19 protein-coding genes and 1 pseudogene are annotated in these 19,416 nt (G+C 63.8%); 8 read left to right on the top strand and 12 right to left on the bottom strand.

Going from position 1 to position 19,416, the window contains the following annotated elements; all coding sequences use genetic code 11:
- The 7 genes and pseudogenes from PCA31118_RS19710 to PCA31118_RS19680 form a co-directional block, all read right to left on the bottom strand.
- Window positions 1-587 (bottom strand): annotated as a pseudogene (locus PCA31118_RS19710) (allantoicase); the annotation flags it as partial.
- 60 nt (window positions 588-647) lie between these two features.
- Entirely contained in the window at window positions 648-1,181 is a 534-nt protein-coding gene (uraD, locus tag PCA31118_RS19705; protein ID WP_246190319.1) for a 2-oxo-4-hydroxy-4-carboxy-5-ureidoimidazoline decarboxylase, read from the bottom strand.
- A 201-nt stretch (window positions 1,182-1,382) separates the two neighbouring features.
- On the bottom strand, window positions 1,383-2,327 hold the full coding sequence (gene puuE, locus PCA31118_RS19700) for an allantoinase PuuE (RefSeq protein WP_150626758.1): 945 nt from the start codon (window positions 2,325-2,327) through the stop codon (window positions 1,383-1,385).
- A 356-nt stretch (window positions 2,328-2,683) separates the two neighbouring features.
- Window positions 2,684-3,616 carry a muramoyltetrapeptide carboxypeptidase gene (gene ldcA / locus PCA31118_RS19695; RefSeq protein WP_150626757.1) on the bottom strand — a complete coding sequence of 311 codons (933 nt, stop codon included), beginning with the start codon at window positions 3,614-3,616 and terminating at the stop codon, window positions 2,684-2,686.
- The gene (tadA, locus tag PCA31118_RS19690) at window positions 3,613-4,164 is read right to left on the bottom strand and encodes a tRNA adenosine(34) deaminase TadA (RefSeq protein ID WP_150626756.1); all 552 of its coding nucleotides are present in this window, start codon (window positions 4,162-4,164) and stop codon (window positions 3,613-3,615) included. The genes ldcA and tadA overlap by 4 nt, the downstream gene beginning before the upstream one ends.
- A 158-nt stretch (window positions 4,165-4,322) precedes the next feature.
- Window positions 4,323-5,651 (bottom strand): MFS transporter, encoded by a 1,329-nt coding sequence (gene tcuC / locus PCA31118_RS19685; protein ID WP_150626755.1) that lies wholly within the window; start codon window positions 5,649-5,651, stop codon window positions 4,323-4,325.
- Between the two features lie 181 nt (window positions 5,652-5,832).
- Window positions 5,833-6,504 (bottom strand): GntR family transcriptional regulator, encoded by a 672-nt coding sequence (locus tag PCA31118_RS19680; RefSeq protein WP_150626754.1) that lies wholly within the window; start codon window positions 6,502-6,504, stop codon window positions 5,833-5,835.
- Between the two features lie 285 nt (window positions 6,505-6,789).
- Here PCA31118_RS19680 and PCA31118_RS19675 point away from each other — a divergent pair, with 285 nt between their 5' ends.
- The 5 genes from PCA31118_RS19675 (at window position 6,790) to PCA31118_RS19655 (ending at window position 11,402) form a co-directional block, all read left to right on the top strand.
- On the top strand, window positions 6,790-7,899 hold the full coding sequence (locus PCA31118_RS19675; protein WP_150626753.1) for an ABC transporter substrate-binding protein: 1,110 nt from the start codon (window positions 6,790-6,792) through the stop codon (window positions 7,897-7,899).
- A 201-nt stretch (window positions 7,900-8,100) separates the two neighbouring features.
- Window positions 8,101-8,994 carry a branched-chain amino acid ABC transporter permease gene (locus PCA31118_RS19670; RefSeq protein ID WP_150626752.1) on the top strand — a complete coding sequence of 298 codons (894 nt, stop codon included), beginning with the start codon at window positions 8,101-8,103 and terminating at the stop codon, window positions 8,992-8,994.
- A complete protein-coding gene (locus PCA31118_RS19665) occupies window positions 8,987-9,874 on the top strand; it encodes a branched-chain amino acid ABC transporter permease (protein WP_150626751.1) in 888 nt (295 codons plus the stop codon). The genes PCA31118_RS19670 and PCA31118_RS19665 overlap by 8 nt, the downstream gene beginning before the upstream one ends.
- Window positions 9,871-10,686: an ABC transporter ATP-binding protein gene (locus PCA31118_RS19660; RefSeq protein WP_150626750.1), complete on the top strand. Its 816-nt coding sequence runs from the start codon at window positions 9,871-9,873 to the stop codon at window positions 10,684-10,686. The genes PCA31118_RS19665 and PCA31118_RS19660 overlap by 4 nt, the downstream gene beginning before the upstream one ends.
- Window positions 10,683-11,402 (top strand): ABC transporter ATP-binding protein, encoded by a 720-nt coding sequence (locus tag PCA31118_RS19655; RefSeq protein ID WP_150626749.1) that lies wholly within the window; start codon window positions 10,683-10,685, stop codon window positions 11,400-11,402. The genes PCA31118_RS19660 and PCA31118_RS19655 overlap by 4 nt, the downstream gene beginning before the upstream one ends.
- A gap of 155 nt (window positions 11,403-11,557) precedes the next feature.
- Here PCA31118_RS19655 and PCA31118_RS19650 read toward each other — a convergent pair whose 3' ends face one another.
- The 3 genes from PCA31118_RS19650 to PCA31118_RS19640 form a co-directional block, all read right to left on the bottom strand.
- Window positions 11,558-12,442 carry a ParB N-terminal domain-containing protein gene (locus PCA31118_RS19650; protein WP_150626748.1) on the bottom strand — a complete coding sequence of 295 codons (885 nt, stop codon included), beginning with the start codon at window positions 12,440-12,442 and terminating at the stop codon, window positions 11,558-11,560.
- A 142-nt stretch (window positions 12,443-12,584) separates the two neighbouring features.
- Window positions 12,585-13,199 carry an LON peptidase substrate-binding domain-containing protein gene (locus PCA31118_RS19645; RefSeq protein ID WP_150626774.1) on the bottom strand — a complete coding sequence of 205 codons (615 nt, stop codon included), beginning with the start codon at window positions 13,197-13,199 and terminating at the stop codon, window positions 12,585-12,587.
- 19 nt (window positions 13,200-13,218) lie between these two features.
- Entirely contained in the window at window positions 13,219-14,157 is a 939-nt protein-coding gene (locus PCA31118_RS19640) for a LysR family transcriptional regulator (protein ID WP_150626747.1), read from the bottom strand.
- 111 nt (window positions 14,158-14,268) lie between these two features.
- Between PCA31118_RS19640 and PCA31118_RS19635 the strand changes: the two genes are divergently transcribed.
- The gene (locus tag PCA31118_RS19635) at window positions 14,269-15,573 is read left to right on the top strand and encodes an MFS transporter (RefSeq protein WP_150626746.1); all 1,305 of its coding nucleotides are present in this window, start codon (window positions 14,269-14,271) and stop codon (window positions 15,571-15,573) included.
- On the opposite strand, the gene gcvA is transcribed toward PCA31118_RS19635, so the two are convergent.
- The gene (gene gcvA / locus PCA31118_RS19630) at window positions 15,570-16,466 is read right to left on the bottom strand and encodes a transcriptional regulator GcvA (RefSeq protein ID WP_174990537.1); all 897 of its coding nucleotides are present in this window, start codon (window positions 16,464-16,466) and stop codon (window positions 15,570-15,572) included. The two genes, PCA31118_RS19635 and gcvA, sit on opposite strands and share 4 nt — an antisense overlap.
- Window positions 16,467-16,625: 159 nt before the next feature.
- Between gcvA and PCA31118_RS19625 the strand changes: the two genes are divergently transcribed.
- Window positions 16,626-17,330, top strand: a complete 705-nt coding sequence (locus PCA31118_RS19625) for an SDR family oxidoreductase (protein WP_150626745.1) — start codon at window positions 16,626-16,628, stop codon at window positions 17,328-17,330.
- Between the two features lie 105 nt (window positions 17,331-17,435).
- Here the strand turns inward: PCA31118_RS19625 and PCA31118_RS19620 are convergent, their stop codons facing one another.
- A complete protein-coding gene (locus PCA31118_RS19620; RefSeq protein ID WP_150626744.1) occupies window positions 17,436-18,356 on the bottom strand; it encodes an alpha/beta fold hydrolase in 921 nt (306 codons plus the stop codon).
- Between the two features lie 139 nt (window positions 18,357-18,495).
- On the opposite strand from PCA31118_RS19620, the gene PCA31118_RS19615 reads away from it, so the two are divergent.
- The gene (locus PCA31118_RS19615) at window positions 18,496-19,410 is read left to right on the top strand and encodes a LysR family transcriptional regulator (protein WP_150626772.1); all 915 of its coding nucleotides are present in this window, start codon (window positions 18,496-18,498) and stop codon (window positions 19,408-19,410) included.
- The last annotated feature ends 6 nt before the right edge of the window (window positions 19,411-19,416 follow it).

Raw genomic sequence — 19,416 nt, 5'->3', positions numbered from 1 at the left:
ACATAGCCGCCGTTTTCCATCGCGATCAGATCGATGAGTTCGTCGCCCGAGCGTGCGGCCCAGTCGCTTTGCGGCAGACCGTACAGGCGCAGGCGGGCGAGGCCGCCGTCGGGGTAAAGGTTCACGCGCACGTGCGTGACTGCGCGCTGCTGCGCAATGGCATGGTAGTGGTGCGCGTTGCCCTGCAATGTAGTCGAGGGCAGCAGCTCGAACCATTCGGCCGAGTCCGACGGCGCGCCGTTCGGGCTGTAGCAGCCCTCGAGCGATGCGGCGGGCGGGAAGTTGCCGGTGAAATGGCTGGTGTCGAGATCGACCCCGAACAGCACACCCGGGCGCGCGAGCTTGACGATGCACCAGTCGTAGCCGTTCACGCGCTTGCGACGCGTCTCCCAGCCGTCCATCCACTTGCCGTTCTCGTCGTATTTGCCGGGAATGAAGACGGCAGGCTCGGGGTTGAGCATGCGCTCCTTGGCCGCAAAGAATTCGTCGCTGGCGACGAGCGCCTGGGCGCCAAGACGCGGGTCGGCCAGATTGACGTAACGGCGCACGAATTCCGGTGCGTTCGGGTCTTGCGGGGCGAGGGCCATGCCAACTCCTGATGATTCTGAAAAGTCTGAAACGGATTCGAAGCCTGCGCGCGACGCCGATCAGTCGCGCAGGAGGTCCTGCAAACGGAAACCGGCGATACGGAAAATCTGACGCAGACACGCCTCGATTTCGTCCGCACGGCTGTTTTCCAGTCGCGCGGCGAAGTCTTCGATGATGCTGCTACGCGTGTGTCCACGCACCGCCAGAATGTACGGGAAGCCGAATTTGGCCTTGTATGCGTCGTTGAGTTCGGTCAGGCGCGCGAACTCCTGCTCGCTGCACTGATCGAGGCCGGCGCCCGCCTGTTCCCGGGTCGACTCGGCCGTCAGCTCGCCACGCACGGCCGCTTTGCCGGCCAGTTCCGGGTGAGCGCGGATGAGCGCGAGTTGCTGCGCCTCGCCGGCGTCGATCACGGCCTGGCACATGGCGTCATGCAGCGCGTTGACCGTGGCGAACGGACGGTCGTCCCAAGCCGCTTCGGCCACCCACGGCGAGTGCTCGAAAATGCCGTCGAGCGCGGCAATGAATTCGGCGCGCGGCAGCGCGGACAATTCGGCGACGGTTCGTTGGGTCATAGGCAACGGGGCATTCATTCACTGCTCTCCTGGAGAACAAAGGTGGCGCCCCGCTGCACGCCCTGTGCAGCCCGATGACGCCTGTCGGATTCAATTTTCGATTTGGCCGCCACGCTCGGCAGAGGGTCGGCCAGCAGACAACGGTTCATGCACCGCCCGATCACGGGTGAATCGAGCTTGCGGATCAAGCTTGCGAATCACGCCAGCGATTCAAACGCGTCACGTCGCCACGAACGGGTGGCGCTCCTGCCAGTGCCGCGCCACGTCGATACGGCGGCACACCCACACGCGGTCATGCTTTTCGATGTGATCGAGAAAGCGCTGCAACGCGGCGAAACGCCCCGGGCGCCCCAGTAAACGGCAATGCATGCCGATCGACAGCATCTTCGGCGCCTCGTCGCCCTCGGCGTACAGCACGTCGAACGCATCGCGCAGGTAATGGAAGAAGTGGTCGGCCGTGTTGAAACCCTGCGGCGCGGCAAAACGCATGTCGTTGGAATCGAGCGTGTACGGCACGACCAGATGCGGCTTCACGTCGCCGTTGCCGGTCTCGACCTGCGTCCAGAACGGCAGGTCGTCGCCGTAATTGTCGGCGTCGTAGACGAAACCGCCCTGCTCGACCACGAGACGGCGCGTATTGGGGCTGTCACGCCCCGTGTACCAGCCAAGCGGCGCACTGCCGGTCATTTCCTTGAAGATCTCGATGGCGATGCGCATGTGCTCGCGCTCGGTCGCCTCGTCCATGTTCTGGTAGTGAATCCATCGCCAGCCGTGGCACGCGATCTCGTGCCCCAGTTCCTGGAATGCGGCCGTCACCTCCGGATGACGCTGCATCGCCATCGCCACACCGAATACGGTCAGCGGCAGGCCGCGTCGCTCGAACTCGCGCAGGATGCGCCACACACCGGCACGCGATCCGTACTCGTAGATCGATTCCATGCTCATGTGACGCGCCTCGTAAGCGGCCGCACCGATGATCTCGGACAGGAACTGCTCGGAGGCGCGATCGCCATGCAAGACGCAGTTTTCGCCGCCTTCTTCGTAATTCAGCACGAACTGGACGGCAATTCGCGCACGGCCCGGCCAGTCGGCAAACGGCACGTGGCGGCCATAGCCGATGAGGTCGCGCGGGTAATCCTTCGAGTTGGTGGTGTTGCTGGCCATGATGTCCTGGCATCCTTCAGATGGCGAAACGATCGAAGAAGTTTAGCCAAATAAGGTGGGGCGAAACATAGCCATATTCAGATATTCAGGCTGCGCTTAATCATATAGTCGCCCCAGCCACCTGCCCCCTACCCGTGCGCATTCTCATCGGCGAGCGCCGTCGCGACACGCGACAGTCCACCATCGCACGCCGCCATTTTCTTTAATCGCCTGTCAAGCCGCATTCAACATACGCAAAAAAGACGCCTTCTGGCCGTCACAAAGAAAACACGCCGGGCCGTCGAATCGACCCGGCGTGCTTCTCTTCCCAACGCTTTCAATGCACCACGGCGCTCGGGGCGCGCTGAGCCATCCCGTCAGGCGCCGATATAGGGATATCCCGTAAGCGTGAGCGTGACTTGTGTGGCCGACGTCTGCAATCTGGCCTGCCCCCCCACGGGTAAGGTCAGCTTGTCTGCGCAATGGCCGAACGGCATATCCGTGATGATCGGGATGCCGATGACGCGCCGCATGCTCTCGATCATCGTCGCCATGTCGTAACCGTTGTCGTAATCCGTGACCCGGTACTGCGAGAAGTCGCCCAGCACCAACGCCTGCTGACGCGCCAGAATGCCCGACTGGTGCAGTTGATACAGCATGCGCTCGACACGGTACGGTGGCTCGTTCACATCTTCGACGAACAGCACACCACCCTCGATCGAGGGCAGATATTGCGTGCCGATCAGGCTGCACACCATGGCCAGATTGCCGCCCCACAAGGTGCCTGAGACGTCGACATTGCCGCTGGCCCCGTCAGCCGTCCACTGAACGACATGATTCGGTGAATGCAACACGGCATCGAATTGCCGGAGCGTGAACTCGCTCAGCGTCTCGGCGCCGAAGTCTGCGAGCAACATCGGCCCGGCAAACGTGGAGATATGCGCTTGTGAGAGCAGTGCCAACTGCAATGCCGTGAAGTCGCTGTGACCCACGATGGCCACCGGCGCGCCGGATAGCCGATCACGCAGCTTGCCGTAGTCGAGACGATCAAGCAGGTGTACCGCGCCATAGCCGCCGCGCACGGCGAGCACGATCTGCGGGAGCACAGCGCTGCCATCGGCAAAACGGTTGATCTCGGCGGCGCGTGCTTCGTCCGTGCCCGCGAAACGCAAATACCGTCGCTCGAGCGCCTCGCGATTCCTTACCGTATAGCCCAGACGCTCCAACGTCGCGATGCCGCGCGCCGCGACATCGGGAAACGGCGCATAGCCGGAGGGGGCAATCAGTTCGACAAGCTTTGTCTGCGTCAATTGGAAGCTTCCGATGGGGGGACGGAGGATTCGTCTGCCGCATCGGCAGCAGACGCCTGAGCCAGCCGACGCGCTCTGGCTGCCGCGCGCCGCTCGCTGAAGAAGGACTGGAGAATGCCGACACATTCGTCGCGCATGACACCGCCGACAACCTCGGCATGATGATTCAGACGCGGTTCTGCAAACAGATCGACCACACTGCCGCAGGCCCCCGTTTTGGGGTCGGCCGCACCGTACACGACCCGCTTGATGCGCGCATGCATGATCGCGCCCGCGCACATCACACACGGCTCCAGCGTCACGAACAGTTCGCACTCGGGCAGCCGGTAGTTGCCCAACGCCTGCGCTGCCGCGCGCAGGGCCTGCATCTCGGCGTGCGCAGACGGATCGTGGCCGCCGACCGGACAGTTATGTCCGAGCGCCACGACCTGGCCGTTGCAAACGACCACGGCGCCGACGGGCACTTCGCCCTGCTGCATCGCGGCACGCGCCTGCGCAAGCGCCAGCGCCATGTAGGTCTCGTCGGTGGCGGGTAAATCTCGATTCATGAAACGTTGACGAAAAGCCGCAGCGCACCGGTCGTTCCCGATCGTTTCCAGGAACACACCGCGCCCCGCGCAATTGGCCGAAATCGGCAATGCGCTATTTTCGCACAGGGCTCGTCAATGGAAATCGACGGGTGCCAACGGGTTGCAACGCCACGAACTTACACCGTGGCAGCATTCGACACGCTGCGCCTGCGGTACAGCACCAGCGTCGCGATCAGGCCGCACACGGCAGCGAACGTCATCCACCAGCCCGGCGCCGCCTTGTTGCCCGTCAGGCCGATCAGCCCGGTCGCCACGGCCGGCGTAAAGCCGCCGAACAACGCGGTCGCCAGACTGTACGCCAGCGAGAACCCCGCCGTGCGCACGTCCACCGGCATGATCTCGGTCAGCGCCACCACCATCGCGCCGTTATAGCTCGCGTACAGGAAGGAGAGCCACAGTTCGACGACGAGCATTTTGCCGAACGTCGGTGTCACGACCAGCCACGCCATGACCGGATAAGCCGTGAGAATCGTCAGCACGGTGAAGACGACCAACAGCGGCCGGCGTCCGACCCTGTCGGACAGCGCGCCCATCACCGGCAGCCAGAAGAAGTTCGACACCCCTACGCAGAATGTGACGATGAGCGCATCGGTCGTCGACAGCTTGAGTACCGACTTACCGAAGGTCGGCGTGTAGACAGTGATCAGATAGAACGACACGGTCGTCATGGCAACGAGCATCGTGCCCGCCACCACCAGCCCCCAGTTCTGCACGATCGAGCGGAAGATCTCGCGCGTGCTCGGTCGGTGCTTGCGCGCCAGAAACGCTTCCGTTTCCTGCAACGAACGCCGGATCATGAACAACACCGGCACGATCAGGCAGCCGATGAAAAACGGAATCCGCCAACCCCAGTCGGCCACCTGCGCAGGCGCCATCCACTTGTTGAGCAGATACCCGATGAGCGCAGCCACGATGATCGCGACCTGCTGACTCGCCGACTGCCAACTGACATAAAACCCCTTGTGACCCGGGGTCGCCATCTCCGACAGATAGACGGAGACGCCGCCCAACTCCACACCGGCCGAAAAACCCTGCAACAGCCGGCCGACCAGAACCAGCGCCGGCGCGAGATAGCCGATGGTCGCGAATCCCGGCACAAATGCGATGAGGATGGTCCCCATCGCCATGATGGACAAGGTAACGATCAGCCCTCGGCGCCGACCGATACGGTCCACGTAGGCGCCGAGAATGATCGCGCCCAGCGGGCGCATCAGAAAGCCCGCCCCGAAGGTCATGAACGTGAGCATGAGCGACGCGAATTCGTCGCCCGACGGGAAGAACGTTGCGGAGATGTACGTGGCGTAGAAGCCGAACAGGAAGAAGTCGAACATCTCCATGAAATTGCCGCTCGTGACACGAATCACGGTAGCAACTTTCGAGGCAGATGCCTGCGACGCCGACGCAGCGCTCGCAGAATGCGCGGAACGATTGGGGCTGGCAGCCATGACGCTCACCTCCGACGAGTGGATGCCGCCCACGATAGCACCGCTTTCGACGCCCGCCCATGGGCTTCGGGGTGACGTCGCCCAATGCCCGAGCGCCGCGTATTACGAAATATTTCGCGCGCAGGGCGACGGCCCGCCGCCCTGCCCGACCGAACCCGCGGGAGGCCCGCAGCGGCAGGGCTCAGAAGGCCGCACGCGACAGAAAACCGAGGTCCTCGCGCGCCATCGCCTTGATCTCGTTGCGTGTGGTGAGGATGTGCGCTTCGAGCATCGATACCACGGCACTCACATCCCGCCGACGACAGGCGGCAAGAATCTCGTAGTGATCTTGCTGTGGCTTCTCCTTGCCGGTCGCCTGCGACATCGCGAGATGCGAATACCGATCGGTATTCAAGCAATACTCCTCGATCAACACCCGCAAGCGACGGTTGTTCGCCGGCGCTGACAGCGCCAGGTGAAAACGCCGGTTGTACTCGGCCCATTCGGAGACGACTTCCGACGCCGAGTAGTCGGCCAGGATCTGCTCCATGACCTGAAAATCGCGCTCCGCCATGTTCGGCACGGCCAGCTTCGCCGCGTGGCATTCGAGCGCCACGCGAATGTCGAGCATCTCGCACAGTTGTTCGAGATTCATGCTCGCCACGGTGGCGCCACGGTTCAGGTGATGCACGACCAACCCTTCCGCTTCGAGTTGGCGCAACGCCTCGCGCACGGGCACCCGGCTGGAATTGAAACGCTCCGCGAGCGCTTCCTGGCGCAATTGAAATCCACCCGGGAGCACGCCACTCAAGATCTCGTCTCGAAGCGTGTCGCGGATGGCCTGATGAAGTGCTTGGGGTCCGGGGGTTCGCATATGGCGCGATTAGAGCATATTTTTTACCCACATTGCGATTCTGGATCCAATCATATAGCATTGGATCCAATATGTTATTTTGGATCCAAAATTGCATCGTTTCGTGGTGCACAACGCCGTTCCATCAGGAGATACCGCAGCTTCGACGACGACGGTCGTCGGGCGGCAATTTGCCTGAGCGTCGCCGCCGACATGTGGACGCACGGTCTTCGGTTCAACGCATTGTCTTGCTGGCTCCGTTGACTCTTTATTGACTCTTCATTGACTTTTTTCGGGGGAAAAACCATGTCATTGAAACTTCGTAAGTTGATCGTTCCCGCCGCCATGGCGCTCGCCTTTGCTTCGAACGCACATGCTGCGGACGATGCCGTCCAGATGGGCGCCGTGCTCTCGCTTACCGGGGCGAACGCCACCGTGGGTGAAGACGTCCGCCGCGCCGTCGCCCTCGCCGTCGAGAAGGTGAACGCGCAGGGCGGCGTCATGGGCAAGAAGTTCGACGTCATCGTCGAAGACTCCGGCGGCAATGCCACGACAGCATTGAACGCGGCGCGCAAACTGGCGACCGTCGATAAGGTGCCGGTCGTCATCGGGGAATACTCGTCGGGCATTACGCTGCCGATGGCGCAGTACCTCGTGAAAGAAGGCGTGACGCACATCAATATCGCGAGCACCAGCGTGAAGGTCAAAGACCTTGGCGCCACCTCGTTCAACCTGATCGGCCTGGAAAATCTGGGGAACAAGTTCTCCGCTGCCGACGCCTGGGCACTCGGCTATCGCAACGTTGCGCTTATCGCGCCGAACAATGCCTACGGTCAGGGCGTCGCCCACGGTTTCCGCGAGGAATTCGAAAAGCTGGGCGGCAAGGTCGCCACGGAACTGCTCTATACCGCCGGCCAGTCGACGTATCGCCGCGAGCTTCAGCAAGCCTCGCGCAGCAACCCGGACGCTTACATCTATACGGCCTACGGACAGGAATCGGCAGTCCTCAACCGCGAAGCGTTCGAACTCGGACTGCGCCAGAAACCGTGGTACGCGATTCTGCTCTCGATGAGCCTCTCGGATACGCCTGCGAACATCGCCAACGGCCAGCTCGGCATGGAAGTCGGTTCGGTGCAGGGCGCGAACGGCAAGGCCTATATCGACGCCTTCCAGGCGAAATACGGTCAGGCACCGAAGACGTCGTACACGGGATACGCGTATGACGCCGTCATGCTCACCGCGGCGGCCATCAACAAGGCGAAGTCGACGCAACCGGCTGCCGTACAGGCCGCCCTCAAGGACGTGGGCAAGAACTTCGCCGGCGTGACGGGCCCGATTTCGTTCGACGCGGACCGCCAGCGCATCGACCCGCCATACGCCAAGCTCAAGTACGACGGCAAGGTCGGGCCGCGCTGAACGCCCTCACCTTCGCCAACGTTGACGCCGAGCGCGCCCGGGATGTTCTGAGATAGCGCCATCGGCAACGTGCTTGCAGACGTTGCCGATGCCGCGTGTCTTGTGACATGTGTCGTGTGTCATTTGCCGCGCATACGGCACAGACCTCATCACCCACGGCGCGCTCGTCAGCGCCATTGCTCTACCGCGGATTCCTTTTTCATGCTCCAACTCCTTGTCGATACGCTGTTACGCGCGTCCGACCTGGCTCTGGTCGCCCTCGGGCTGTCCATGGTCTACGGACTCGTCAAGTTCCCCAACATCGCGCATGTGCAATACGCGATGGCCGGGGCCTACATCACGTATGCGATGTTCGCCTTCGGCATGCCGCTCGTGATGTCGCTCGCCATTGCGGCGGTCGCCACCGGCGCCCTCACGCTCGCCATGCACCGCCTCGTCTTCCGCAAGCTGCTGCGCGGTGGTCCCGCCATCGCGATGATTGGCTCGCTCGCCGTGTCGATGCTCGTCATCGCCGTGTGCCAGGGCGTTGCGGGCTCGTTTCCAAAGATGTTCAATCTGCCCCTCACGCAACCGATGGTGATCGGCGATGCACGCGTGACGCACGTTCAGCTCTATTCGGTGTCGACGACGCTCGGACTGCTTGTCGTGTTCGCACTGATGCTCTTCTACACTCGCGCCGGACGCGCCATGCGGGCACTCGCCACCAACCCGGCACTGGCGGCCGCGTCGGGGCTCAACGCCGAATGGATCACGCGAGGCGTAACGTTCGCGTCGGGGGCCGTGGCCGGTCTCGGCGGCGGGTTGCTGGCGCTCTCGGCCGGCGCCCACGTGCAACTGGGCAACGACATGCTGCTGCCCGTGTTTGCCGCCGCCATTCTCGGTGGTCTGGGCAATCCGCTGGGTGCCGTTGCCGGTGCGCTGCTGATCGCGCTCACGGAAACCCTCGTCACCAATCTGAATTTCGGGCCGATGCTGGGCAAGGCGGTCGCCTTCCTGCCGGTCGGCTACATCAACGCCGGCGCGTTCCTCATCCTGCTGCTGGCACTGCTCTTCAAACCCTACGGGTTGTTTGATCGCGAGGTGCGCCGTGTTTGAATTCATCGTCGCCACGCTCACGGTGGCTGGCATCTACGGGATCATGGCGCTCGGCCTGAACCTGCAAGCGGGCTATGCCGGCCTGCTCAACTTTGGTCACATCGCGTTTGCGGGACTCGGGGCCTACGCGACCGGCATCACGATTCAGGCGGGTGGCTCGCCGCTGACCGGCATGGCCATCGGCGTCGTTCTCGCCGTGGCCCTCGGTGCCGGCATCGCCCGACTCGGACGTCAGCTCGGCGCAGACTACTGGGGAATCGCCACGCTTGCGGTGGCGGAAATTCTGCGCACCGTCGCCACGAACGAGGGTTGGCTCACCGGCGGAGCCAACGGCATCAGCCCGATTCCGATGCTCTTCGACTCCCTCCCCCGCCCGTACGACACGCTGGCGTTCCTCGCACTTGTGCTCGCCGTGCTCGGCGCGTTCACGTGGCTGACGAAGCGGCTCGCGGACGGTCGCTTCGGACGCGCCCTGCGGGTCATGCGCGAAGAACCGAAGCTGGCCGCATGTTTCGGCTACAACCTGCGTTCGCTCAAGTCGCGGGCCGTGATGACCAGCGCCGCCGTGACGGCCATCGCCGGCTCGCTCTACGCGCATTACATGAGCTTCACCGGCCCCGACTATCTGCTCTCGTCGGAGACGTTCGCGCTGTGGACCATTCTCATGATCGGCGGCATCGGCAACGTCTGGGGCGTGCTCGTCGGAACGGCGGTCGTGCAAGGCGCCTACACGCTGGTCCCGTTCGCCAAGGACTATCTGCATTTCAGCTCGGACAGCGCCGGCGCGCTGCGTCTGGGCGTCATCGGTCTGATCCTGCTCGCCTGTCTGATGTGGCGCAGCGAGGGACTCGTGCCCGAAAAACTGAGGAAGATGGCATGACACATCCCGTCAAACCGTTGCTCGAAGTCCGTTCCGTCGCCAAGGCGTTTGGCGGCAACAAGGTGCTTCAGGACGTCACGTTCGACGTCATGCCCGGTGAAATCGTAGGGCTGCTCGGCCCCAACGGCTCGGGCAAAAGCACCCTGCTCAACACGATTACCGGCTTCGAGAGTCTGGACGCGGGCAGCATCGCGCTCGATGCCCATCGCATCGATACGCTGCGCGCCGACAGGATCGTAGCGCAAGGGGTCGCCCGTACGTTTCAGTTGCCGTCGATGCCTGCGCGCATGTCGGTCATGGAAGTCGCGATGGCGGCTGCCACAGCACACCACGGGGTGTTCTCCACGTTGCTGCGCACGCGTGGGGCGCGCGAGGCCGAAGCCGCCGCCCACGCCAAGGCAAGCGCGCTGCTCGACGCGTTGCTCCTCACGCCGGTGCGCGATCTGCCGTCGAGCGCCCTGTCGGGCGGACAGAAAAAGTTGCTCGGCATCGTCTGCGCGCTGATGGGCTCGCCCCGAATGGTGATGCTCGACGAACCGACCGCAGGGGTGCATCCGAATCTCCGCCGCGACATTGTGGCCGCGCTCAAACGGCTGAATGCGCAAGGCATGACGCTCGTTGTCGTGGAGCACGACATGCACTTCATCCGTGAGCTGTGTACGCGATGCATCGTGCTCGATCGCGGGCACATCGTAGCCAGTTGCCATCCGGACGAGCTGTCGTCCAACGAACGCGTCTTGCAGGCGTATCTCGGCGGCGGTGCGCACAGCGCGTCCCCGAGCGCCAGCATCGGTGAAATGGAGTGCGCATGATCGAGATCGACAATGTCGTGGCGGGCTACACCGCCGAGGTCGACATCCTCAAAGGAATGACGTTGCATGCCGAATCGCGTGAGATCGTCACGCTGCTCGGCCCGAACGGGTGCGGAAAGTCGACCCTGCTCAAGACCATCGCGGGGTTCGTGCTCCCACGCGCGGGCCGTATCGTGCTCGAAGCGGCCGACGTGTCGCAGGTGCCGGTGCACCGCAAGATCCGCCAGTGCGGCGTCGGATTCGTCCCGCAGACGGACAACGTTTTCGGCACGCTGACGATTCGCGAAAACCTGCAGGTCGGCGGGCATTACCTGAGCGAGAGCGCATGTGCCGCACGTATCGACGAGTTGTGCGAGCTATATCCCGTGCTCGGGCGCAAGCGCAATGCCCCGGCGGCCTCGATGTCGGGCGGTGAGCGTCAGATTCTCGCGCTCGCGCGGGCGTTGATGCCGCGCCCGCGTCTGCTGCTGCTCGACGAACCGTCTGCCGGGCTGTCGCCCAAGGTCTTGCATGAAGTGTTCGACGCCATCGTGCGCGTGCGCGATCAGGAGAATGTGACGATCCTGATGGTCGAACAGAACGCGATGGAAGCGCTCCGGATTTCGGATCGCGCCTACGTGCTCTCGATGGGCGCCGTGGCATTGACCGGGGCCGCGAACGCCCTGCTGGCGGACGAGAAAGTGCGGGAGTTGTATCTGGGCGGGCGCGCGGCGTAACGTCAGTGAAAGTGCCCCATGCGCATTGGTGCGGGGGCCCATGACAATCGAGGCGTACCGCATTCCGGTACGCCTCGCGTCATGGGATGTCATGCCGAGATCGCGCTCATGCTGCCCTCCGGTCACGTTCGTCACCGGACTGACGCCAACGCGCCTTACTTGCTCGCGCGCGCCTCGGCCAGCGCAATGGTCAGATGGGCGACCTTCTTCTTGAGCGCGTCGCGCTCGGCCGTCATCGCCTTGAGTTCACGGGAGAGTCGCGTCAACTCCTCGGACGGATCGGCCGTGGTGTCCCACGGCGGCGTGCCGTCGTCTTCCTCGGCGATCTCCTCTTCCTTCTTCTTGCGCGGCTTGACCGGACGCGCCTCACGCACAGAGCGCGCCAGTTCGCGCAATTCCTGCTTTCCCGCAACGACGGCTGCGACCTGGGCGGCCTGAGGCAGGGTCGACACGGCCGCGGCGGCATTGATCGAGACTTCGCCGCGCTTGACCGCCTCGACGAGTTCGGGCGCCGCGGCGGTATGGATCTGCTCGATCTGTCCCAGGGTGTTGCTCGACAGGCGCGCCGCGCGGGCCAGCGCCGCGCGCGTGAGCGCCATGGTGTGTGCCGGAATCGACGACTTCGCGCCATCCGTGGCCAGCCTGTCCGGGACATCGCTCGCGATGGGTGCAGCCTGCGCAGCGTCTGCCGGATCCGCGGTCGCGATGGATGCGTCGCGCGCTTCCAGAATCGTTTTCTTGCGCAGCGCCAGCACGCCGCGCTGATAGTCGGATACGCTGCGGCGTCCCAGATGGTTGTCGATCATCCACAGATGCACGTCTTCCATCGACCTGAACGACGGATTCTGGACCGTGCGGAACTCGATACCGTGCTTGCGGCAGATTTCGTAGCGGTTGTGACCGTCGACCAGCACGTCGCCCCACAGGACTAGCGCGTCACGGCACCCTTCGGCAAGCAGACTCTGTTCGAGCGCAGCGTATTCGTCAGGCGTGAGCGGATCGATGTACGCCTTGAGTTCTTCGTTGATCTGGACTGTCATGAATGTGTGTGACGATGCCGTCGCGTGTCGCGACGGCATGGGGAAAACATGGGGAAAAACGCGGCAGGCGACATTATCGCCTGTCCGGCCGGGATTGACGAAGTCCCGCTTATCCGATCACCCGCCGATCGGCTGATCGGCTTCAGGACAAGACGCCGTGATCGGTCAGAAATGCCTGAATGCGGGCAAGCCGCGCGACCGGGTCGTCGATGCCCAGCAGCGTCTCCTTCTCATGCGCCGGCAATGGCAGCAACTCGGCCCAGCGGTCGGCAACCCAGCCACACTCGTCCAGCCGATACGGCGGCGCCAGCGGCAGCTTTGCCGCACGTGCGGGATCGCGCTGCAACCCGGCGATCAGTTTGCCCAGCGTATCGGCACTGATCTGAAGCGTGTCGGGGATCGCAACGCCCGCGTCGTCGGGCAACATCTGCGCTTCGCCCATCCACAAACCGTACTTGCCGAGCGCCACGGACGAGAGCCGGAACTTGGTCGTGCCTCGGCACACCAGTTCGAGCAAGGCCGGCATGGGCGCGCGCCAGTCCTCGATGCGCGCCATCGTGCCGATCATCGCGGGTTCTTCCACGCTGTCCGGCAAACGCACTTCACTGCCCTGGCGCAACACCACGACACCAAACTCAGTGCCATCGGCAAGGCATCGCTTGATCATGTCGAGATAGCGCACCTCGAAGATGCGCAAATGCAACACCCCAGCGGGAAACAAGGCGTTGCCGAGCGGGAAGAGCGGGATCTGGGCCATGCCGTATGATGACATGAAGTCACACTTGGCAAGTATCAATGTCGGGCCACGCGGCCGACTCGTTCGCAAAGCGCTCGATCAGGAAGTCGAGCAAGGCGCGCACACGTGGCGCCATGTAGCGCGTACGGTGCCGCACCGCGTACACGCCCGCCTCCTTCGCGGTGTATTCCGGCAGCACGATCTTGAGCCGACCGGCACGTACGTCGTGCGCGGCATCCCAAAGCGTTTTCCGAACGATCCCGCGCCCGTCGAGCGCCCAGCGGCGCGCCGTGGTGCCGTCATTCGTCTCCCATGCCTGTGCCATGGGCACGGTGAACTGCCACGTCGCTTCGTCACGGCGGAAATGGAACTCGTTGAGCGGGCCGGTCGATGTCACCAGCACGATGAATCGGTGGGCCGAGAGTGCCTCGGGCGTCATGGGTTCTCCATAGCGCGCCAGATACGCTGGTGACGCGCACAACACCCGGCACATCGGCGCCAGGCGGCGCGCCACGAGCGTGCCGTCGTCCGGCTCGCTGAAACGGATCGCCAGGTCGACATCGTCTTGCACGAGATTCGAAATGGAGTCCGTGAGCGTGAGCGACAGCCGAATGTCCGGATAGCGCTCGACGAACGCATCGAGCCAGGGAGAGAGCGTGTGCGTGCCGAAGTCGGTCGACGCAGACAAACGGATCTTGCCGCGAATGGCCGCGCACCCTGCCTGAAGCGCCGCCTCCCCGTCATCGATGGCCTGCAACGCTACGAGGCAATGCGACAGATACACGCGCCCTTCCTCCGTGAGACGCAACTGCCGGGTGGTGCGCATGAACAGACGCGTGTGTAACGACGCCTCCAGCTTCGCCAGCCGTGCACTCGCTGCCGCAGGCGACAGTCCCAGCTTGCGGCCAGCCGCAGAAAGGCTCCCCAGCGTCGCCGCCATGGTGAACAAGCGCATGTCGCCCAGTCGGTCAGTTGCCATTCTTCATCCAGATTTGAAAGTCATTCAAATTCGAGACAGATTATCAAATGTGGTGCGCATCGGCAGACTACGTCGCATCGTCCCATCGCGGACATTCGTTTGGCGATCACCATGTCAGCCTCTTCAGCTTCGACCACTTCCACACCCCCCACCCCACCCGCTGCCGGCGTCGAATCCCGCGCCGACACCACACCCTGGGCGTCGCTTGTCGCGCTGATGCTGGCGACGTTCATCGCCGCCGCAAACGAGACGGTGCCCGCCGGCCTGCTTCCGCAATTGGCGCAGGGCTTTCACGTCACCGAATCGTGGGCGGGCCAGATGGTGACGCTTTGCGCGTTGGGCGCCGGTCTCGGCGCGGTGCCCCTCACGATATTGCTGCGTCGCTGGTCACGTCGAACCGTGCTCGTCGTCGCGCTGCTCGGCTTTGCGTTGTGCAATGCAGTGACGGCAGCTTCTCCTGACTTCACATTGACGCTTGCCGCGCGCTTCGTCGTCGGTCTGGCCACGGGACTTGCATGGAGCGAGATTGCGACGTACGCACGACGCCTCGTGAGCCCGGCCCATCAGGGGCGCGCACTCGCGTTCGCCATGCTCGGCATACCACTGGCCCTTGCCGTCGGCGTACCGGCGGCGACCGCGCTCGGCCAGTGGATCGGTTGGCGCTGGGTGTTCGGCGGCTTGTCGGCGCTCGCACTGGTGATGGTGGGATGGATGCTGCTGATCGTGCCGGATGTGCCAGCGCCGCGCGGGCATGTCGACGATCCGTCTTCCTCCCGGATCTCGGGACAGCACGAACCTAAGCACGAACCTAAGCACGGACTTCCGGACGTCCTCCGCATGCCCGGCGTGCGCCCGGTGCTTGCCGTGGTCCTGCTGTGGGTCGTCGCGCACTACACGCTTTACACGTACATCGCACCCTTTCTCGCCGCCGTCGGCATGAGTGCACACCTTGCAACGATGCTCACGACGTTCGGCCTTGCCACGCTCGGGGGCACCTGGGGGATCGGTCTGTGGGTCGACCGTTGGCTGCGCACGCTCGCCCTGACGGCGCTCGCGACCTTTACCGCAGTCATCGTCGCGTTCATGCTCTGGCCCACCTCCTGGCCGGTGCTCCTGGTGGGCGCGGTGTTCTGGGGGTTGAGCTTCAGTGGCGCGCCGACCGTCCTGCAAACTGCGTTGGGCAACGCGGCGGGCGAGCACGAAAACGTGGCGCAATCGATGCTGGTCACCGTCTTCAATCTGTCGTTTGCGGGTAGCGGTGTACTCGGCGCCGCCGTACTGTCGACCTGGGGGGCGCTGGCAATGCCGCCGATGCTGGCGATCCTTGCGCTGGCTGCGTGGGGTGTGACATTCGCCGCGAGCCGACACGGCTTCGCCCGGCGCAACTCGGCAGCCCTGGAAGGCGCCCGCCGCTAACGCGTCGCCGTCGCTTGCCGCAAAAGCCATTCGTGAACGTTGGCGATCTGCGCAGCATGGCGTGCGCGACGCGGATACACGATGAAGAAACCCGCCCCGGTGCGCAGTTCGGTGTCGAACAGTCGGACGAGACGACCGGCGGCGAGGTCCGTCGCCACGAAGTCCCGATGCGCGAGCGCCAGCCCTTGACCTGCCACCGCAGCATCAATGGCGAGCGCAGTCTGATTGAAGCGGACGTTCTTCGCGGTGGACAGCGTAACGTTCGGTAATGCGAGCTCAAGGAACTGCGACCATGCGTTGTGCGCGTCATGAAGCAACGCATGGCCTTGCAGGCTCGCAGTCTCGCCGGGATGCCCTGCCGAGGCGATCGCGCTTGGCGAGGCCACGGCAATCTGCACCTCATCGAAGAGCGGCTCGACGATCAGACCGCTCCCCCACGGCGGTCGTCCGTAGCGAACGGCCAGATCGACGGCGTCGGCATGAAATTGCGACAGGCGGTCGGTCGCGAGGATGCGTAAATCGATATCGGGATGCGCCTCCAGAAACGCGGGCAGACGCGGGATGAGCCATTTCGACGCGAACGTGGGCGTTACGCTGATCGTCAGACGCAACGGTTCCGGGCGCAAGGTCTGCGTCGCTTCCGCCAGCATCTCGAAGGCACGCCGTACACCACCGGCATAGCGTCGCCCATTGTCGGTCAGCGACAGTGCGCGCGGATGCCGCTCGAACAGCTTCATCCCCAACTCCGCTTCGAGTCCGCGCACTTGCTGGGCGACGGCGCCCTGCGTCACCCCCAGTTCCTCGGCCGCGAGCCGGAAGTTGAGATGACGACTGGCTGCCTCGAAGGCCCGCAACGCATTCAGTGATGGCAGGCGGCCGATCGGCTCTGTCATGGTGTAATTTTTCTACTGGATAAAGCGTTGAAATCTGATGCGTCGGGTGTGCGTCGCAATGTTACGCTGTTGCGCAGGTTTCACGAGAGGTTTCACGCGAAGTTTTACGCTATCTGGCCACCGATCGGGTGAGTGCCAGCGTATCCGGAGGGTATCAGCATGACAGTAGAAAAAGTGGCGTTGGTGACGGCGGGTGGCAGCGGCATGGGTGCCGCGGCGGCGCGGCGTTTGGCGGCGGATGGTTTCAAGGTCGGCATTCTGTCGTCCTCCGGCAAGGGCGAAGCCCTGGCCGCCGAACTGGGCGGCGTGGGGGTGACAGGGTCGAATCAGTCGAACGATGACCTGAAGGCGCTCGTCGATCTCGCCATGCAACGCTGGGGACGAATCGATGTGCTGGTCAACAGCGCGGGGCACGGTCCGCGCGCCGGCATTCTCGAGATCAGCGACGACGACTGGCATCGCGGCATGGACACGTATCTGATGAACGTGATCCGGCCGACACGACTGGTGACGCCGATCATGCAACAGCAACGTGCGGGCGCCATCGTCAATATCTCGACCGCATGGGCGTTCGAACCCAGCGAGATGTTTCCGACCTCCGCCGTGTTCCGTGCCGGACTCGCGTCGTTCACCAAACTCTTCGCGGACAAATATGCGAAGGACAACGTGCGCATGAACAACATTCTGCCGGGCTGGATCGATAGCCTGCCGCAGCAGGAAGTGCGCCGTGAGAGCGTGCCGATGCAGCGTTACGGCAAAGCCGAAGAAATTGCCGCAACGGTGGCGTTCCTCGCTTCAGAGGGCAGCGGGTACATTACCGGCCAGAACATTCGCGTCGACGGTGGCCTGACGCGCTCGATCTGAGCACGCTGACCGAGAAGGCGGCCCGGGCAGGCCAATCCGTGACTATCGTGGCCCTCGCCGCCCTCGTCGCCATCTTCGTCGACGTCGTCGTTCGGAACGGATAGATCAACACAGGGCCTGCGCTTCCCGGCCCTGAAGCAAGAACGGCAGCACGTCCGCCAACAGCGCGTCGGGCGCCTCCTCCGCAATGTAGTGACCGCAGGGCAACGGATGGCCACGCACATCGGACGCCACGCGTTGCCACTCCGCCAGCGGTTTGAAGCATCGGTGCACGACACCCTCCTCCCCCCATAGCGCCAGCACGGGCATGTCGATGCGGCGTCCCGTGTCGCGATCCTCACGGTCGTGTTCGAGGTCGATCGTGGCGGCCGCACGATAATCCTCGCATACGCCATGTGCTGCCCCCGGCAACGACAAACAACGCTGATACTCCGCCAGCGCACGGGGGTCGAACGGGGCCAGTCCCGCACTGCGACGGCCCATCACATCACGCAAGTACGCCGCAGGATCTGCCTCGATGAGACGCTCGGGCAGCGGTGACGGCTGAATCAGGAAGAACCAGTGCCAGTAGGCGCGAGCGAACGCGTCGCTGGCCTGCTCGTACATCGCGAGCGTCGGCGCAATGTCGAGCAGTACCATGCGATCGACCGCGTCCGGATGGTCCGCCGCGAGGCGATGGGCGACGCGCGCGCCCCGGTCATGCGCCAGCACCGAGAATGTCGCATGACCCAACGCCCGCATCGTCGCGACCATGTCCTGCGCCATGACGCGCTTGCTGTAAGCCAGATGTTGCGCGTCGCCGACCGGTTTCGCCGAATCGCCGTACCCGCGCAGATCCGCCAGCACCAGCGTGAAATGCTGCGCGAGCCGGGGCGCGACCTTGTGCCAGATGGCGGACGTTTGCGGATGCCCGTGCAGCATCAGCAACGCAGGGCCGCTGCCGCCGGTGAGCGCATGAATATGCTGACCGTCCGGCGTCGGCAACCGGTAGGCGGTAAATCCCGGAAAGAGTGCTTGGCTAGTCATAGTCCCTTTGCTGACATCAGGTTCGGAGCGGTCGCCATCCACGACCGGCGGTCATGCACATCCTATATCTGATGCAAAACGACATAAAGTGACTCAGAATCACTTCATTCTTAAACCTGATGCACGAATCGACATGTCAGTGGACGGTTTTTCCGATCTGCGTTTTTTCATGACACTCATGAAGGAAGGCAGCATGGCGGCCGCGGCCCAGCAGATGGGGATCACGCCGCCGGCGGTGAGTCGTCGGCTGGCGCAACTGGAGCATCGACTCGGGGTGCGATTGCTGCATCGTACGACACGACGCATCAGCCTCACGCCGGAAGGCGAGATGTACCTGCTCGATGGCGCTCGCGTGCTCGGCGAACTCGACGCCTTGGAGCATGCCGTCTCGGGCGCACAGGCATCGCCGCGCGGTCTGCTTCGGCTTGCGGCCACACTGGGCTTCGGGCGCGCCCATATCGCGCCGGCGCTCTCGGCGTTTGCGCGTGCCTATCCCGAGGTGGAAGTGCAATTGCACCTGACGGATCGCGCGGTGAATCTCGTCGAGCAGGGTTTCGATGCGGCGATCCGGTTTGGCGATTTACCGGATTCCCGTCTGACGGCAAGGCCGTTGATGGCCAACGCGCGAGTGCTCTGCGCCTCACCTGGGTACCTGGCATCGGCGGGCGAGCCGATGCTGCCGTCCGACCTGCTCACCCATCGATGTATCGTGATTCGGGAGAGTGACGAGACTTACGGCACGTGGCACTTTCGGCAAGCGCATCGTGAGGAAACCGTCAAGGTGCGCGGCATGCTGAGCACGAACGATGGTGCCGCCGCCACCGTCTGGGCGCTCGACGGGCAAGGCATTCTGCTGCGCTCGATGTGGGACATCCAGCCGTATCTCGCATCCGGTCAGTTGTGCGCCGTGATGACCGACTGGTCGCTGCCTGCCGCCGACATCAAACTCGTCTATCCGACCAAGCGTCACCTGCCTGCGAAGACACGGGCACTGGCGGACTTTCTGGTGGCGTGGTTTCGAGAAGCGAATACGGGCCAGCCGTCAAAGGCCTGAGGCGCG

The sequence above is a fragment of the Pandoraea captiosa genome (genome assembly GCF_902459775.1).
GTDB classification, from domain to species: domain Bacteria; phylum Pseudomonadota; class Gammaproteobacteria; order Burkholderiales; family Burkholderiaceae; genus Pandoraea; species Pandoraea captiosa.
Note: the sequence above shows the minus strand (reverse complement) of the source record. Positions and strands in the feature narration are given on the sequence as shown.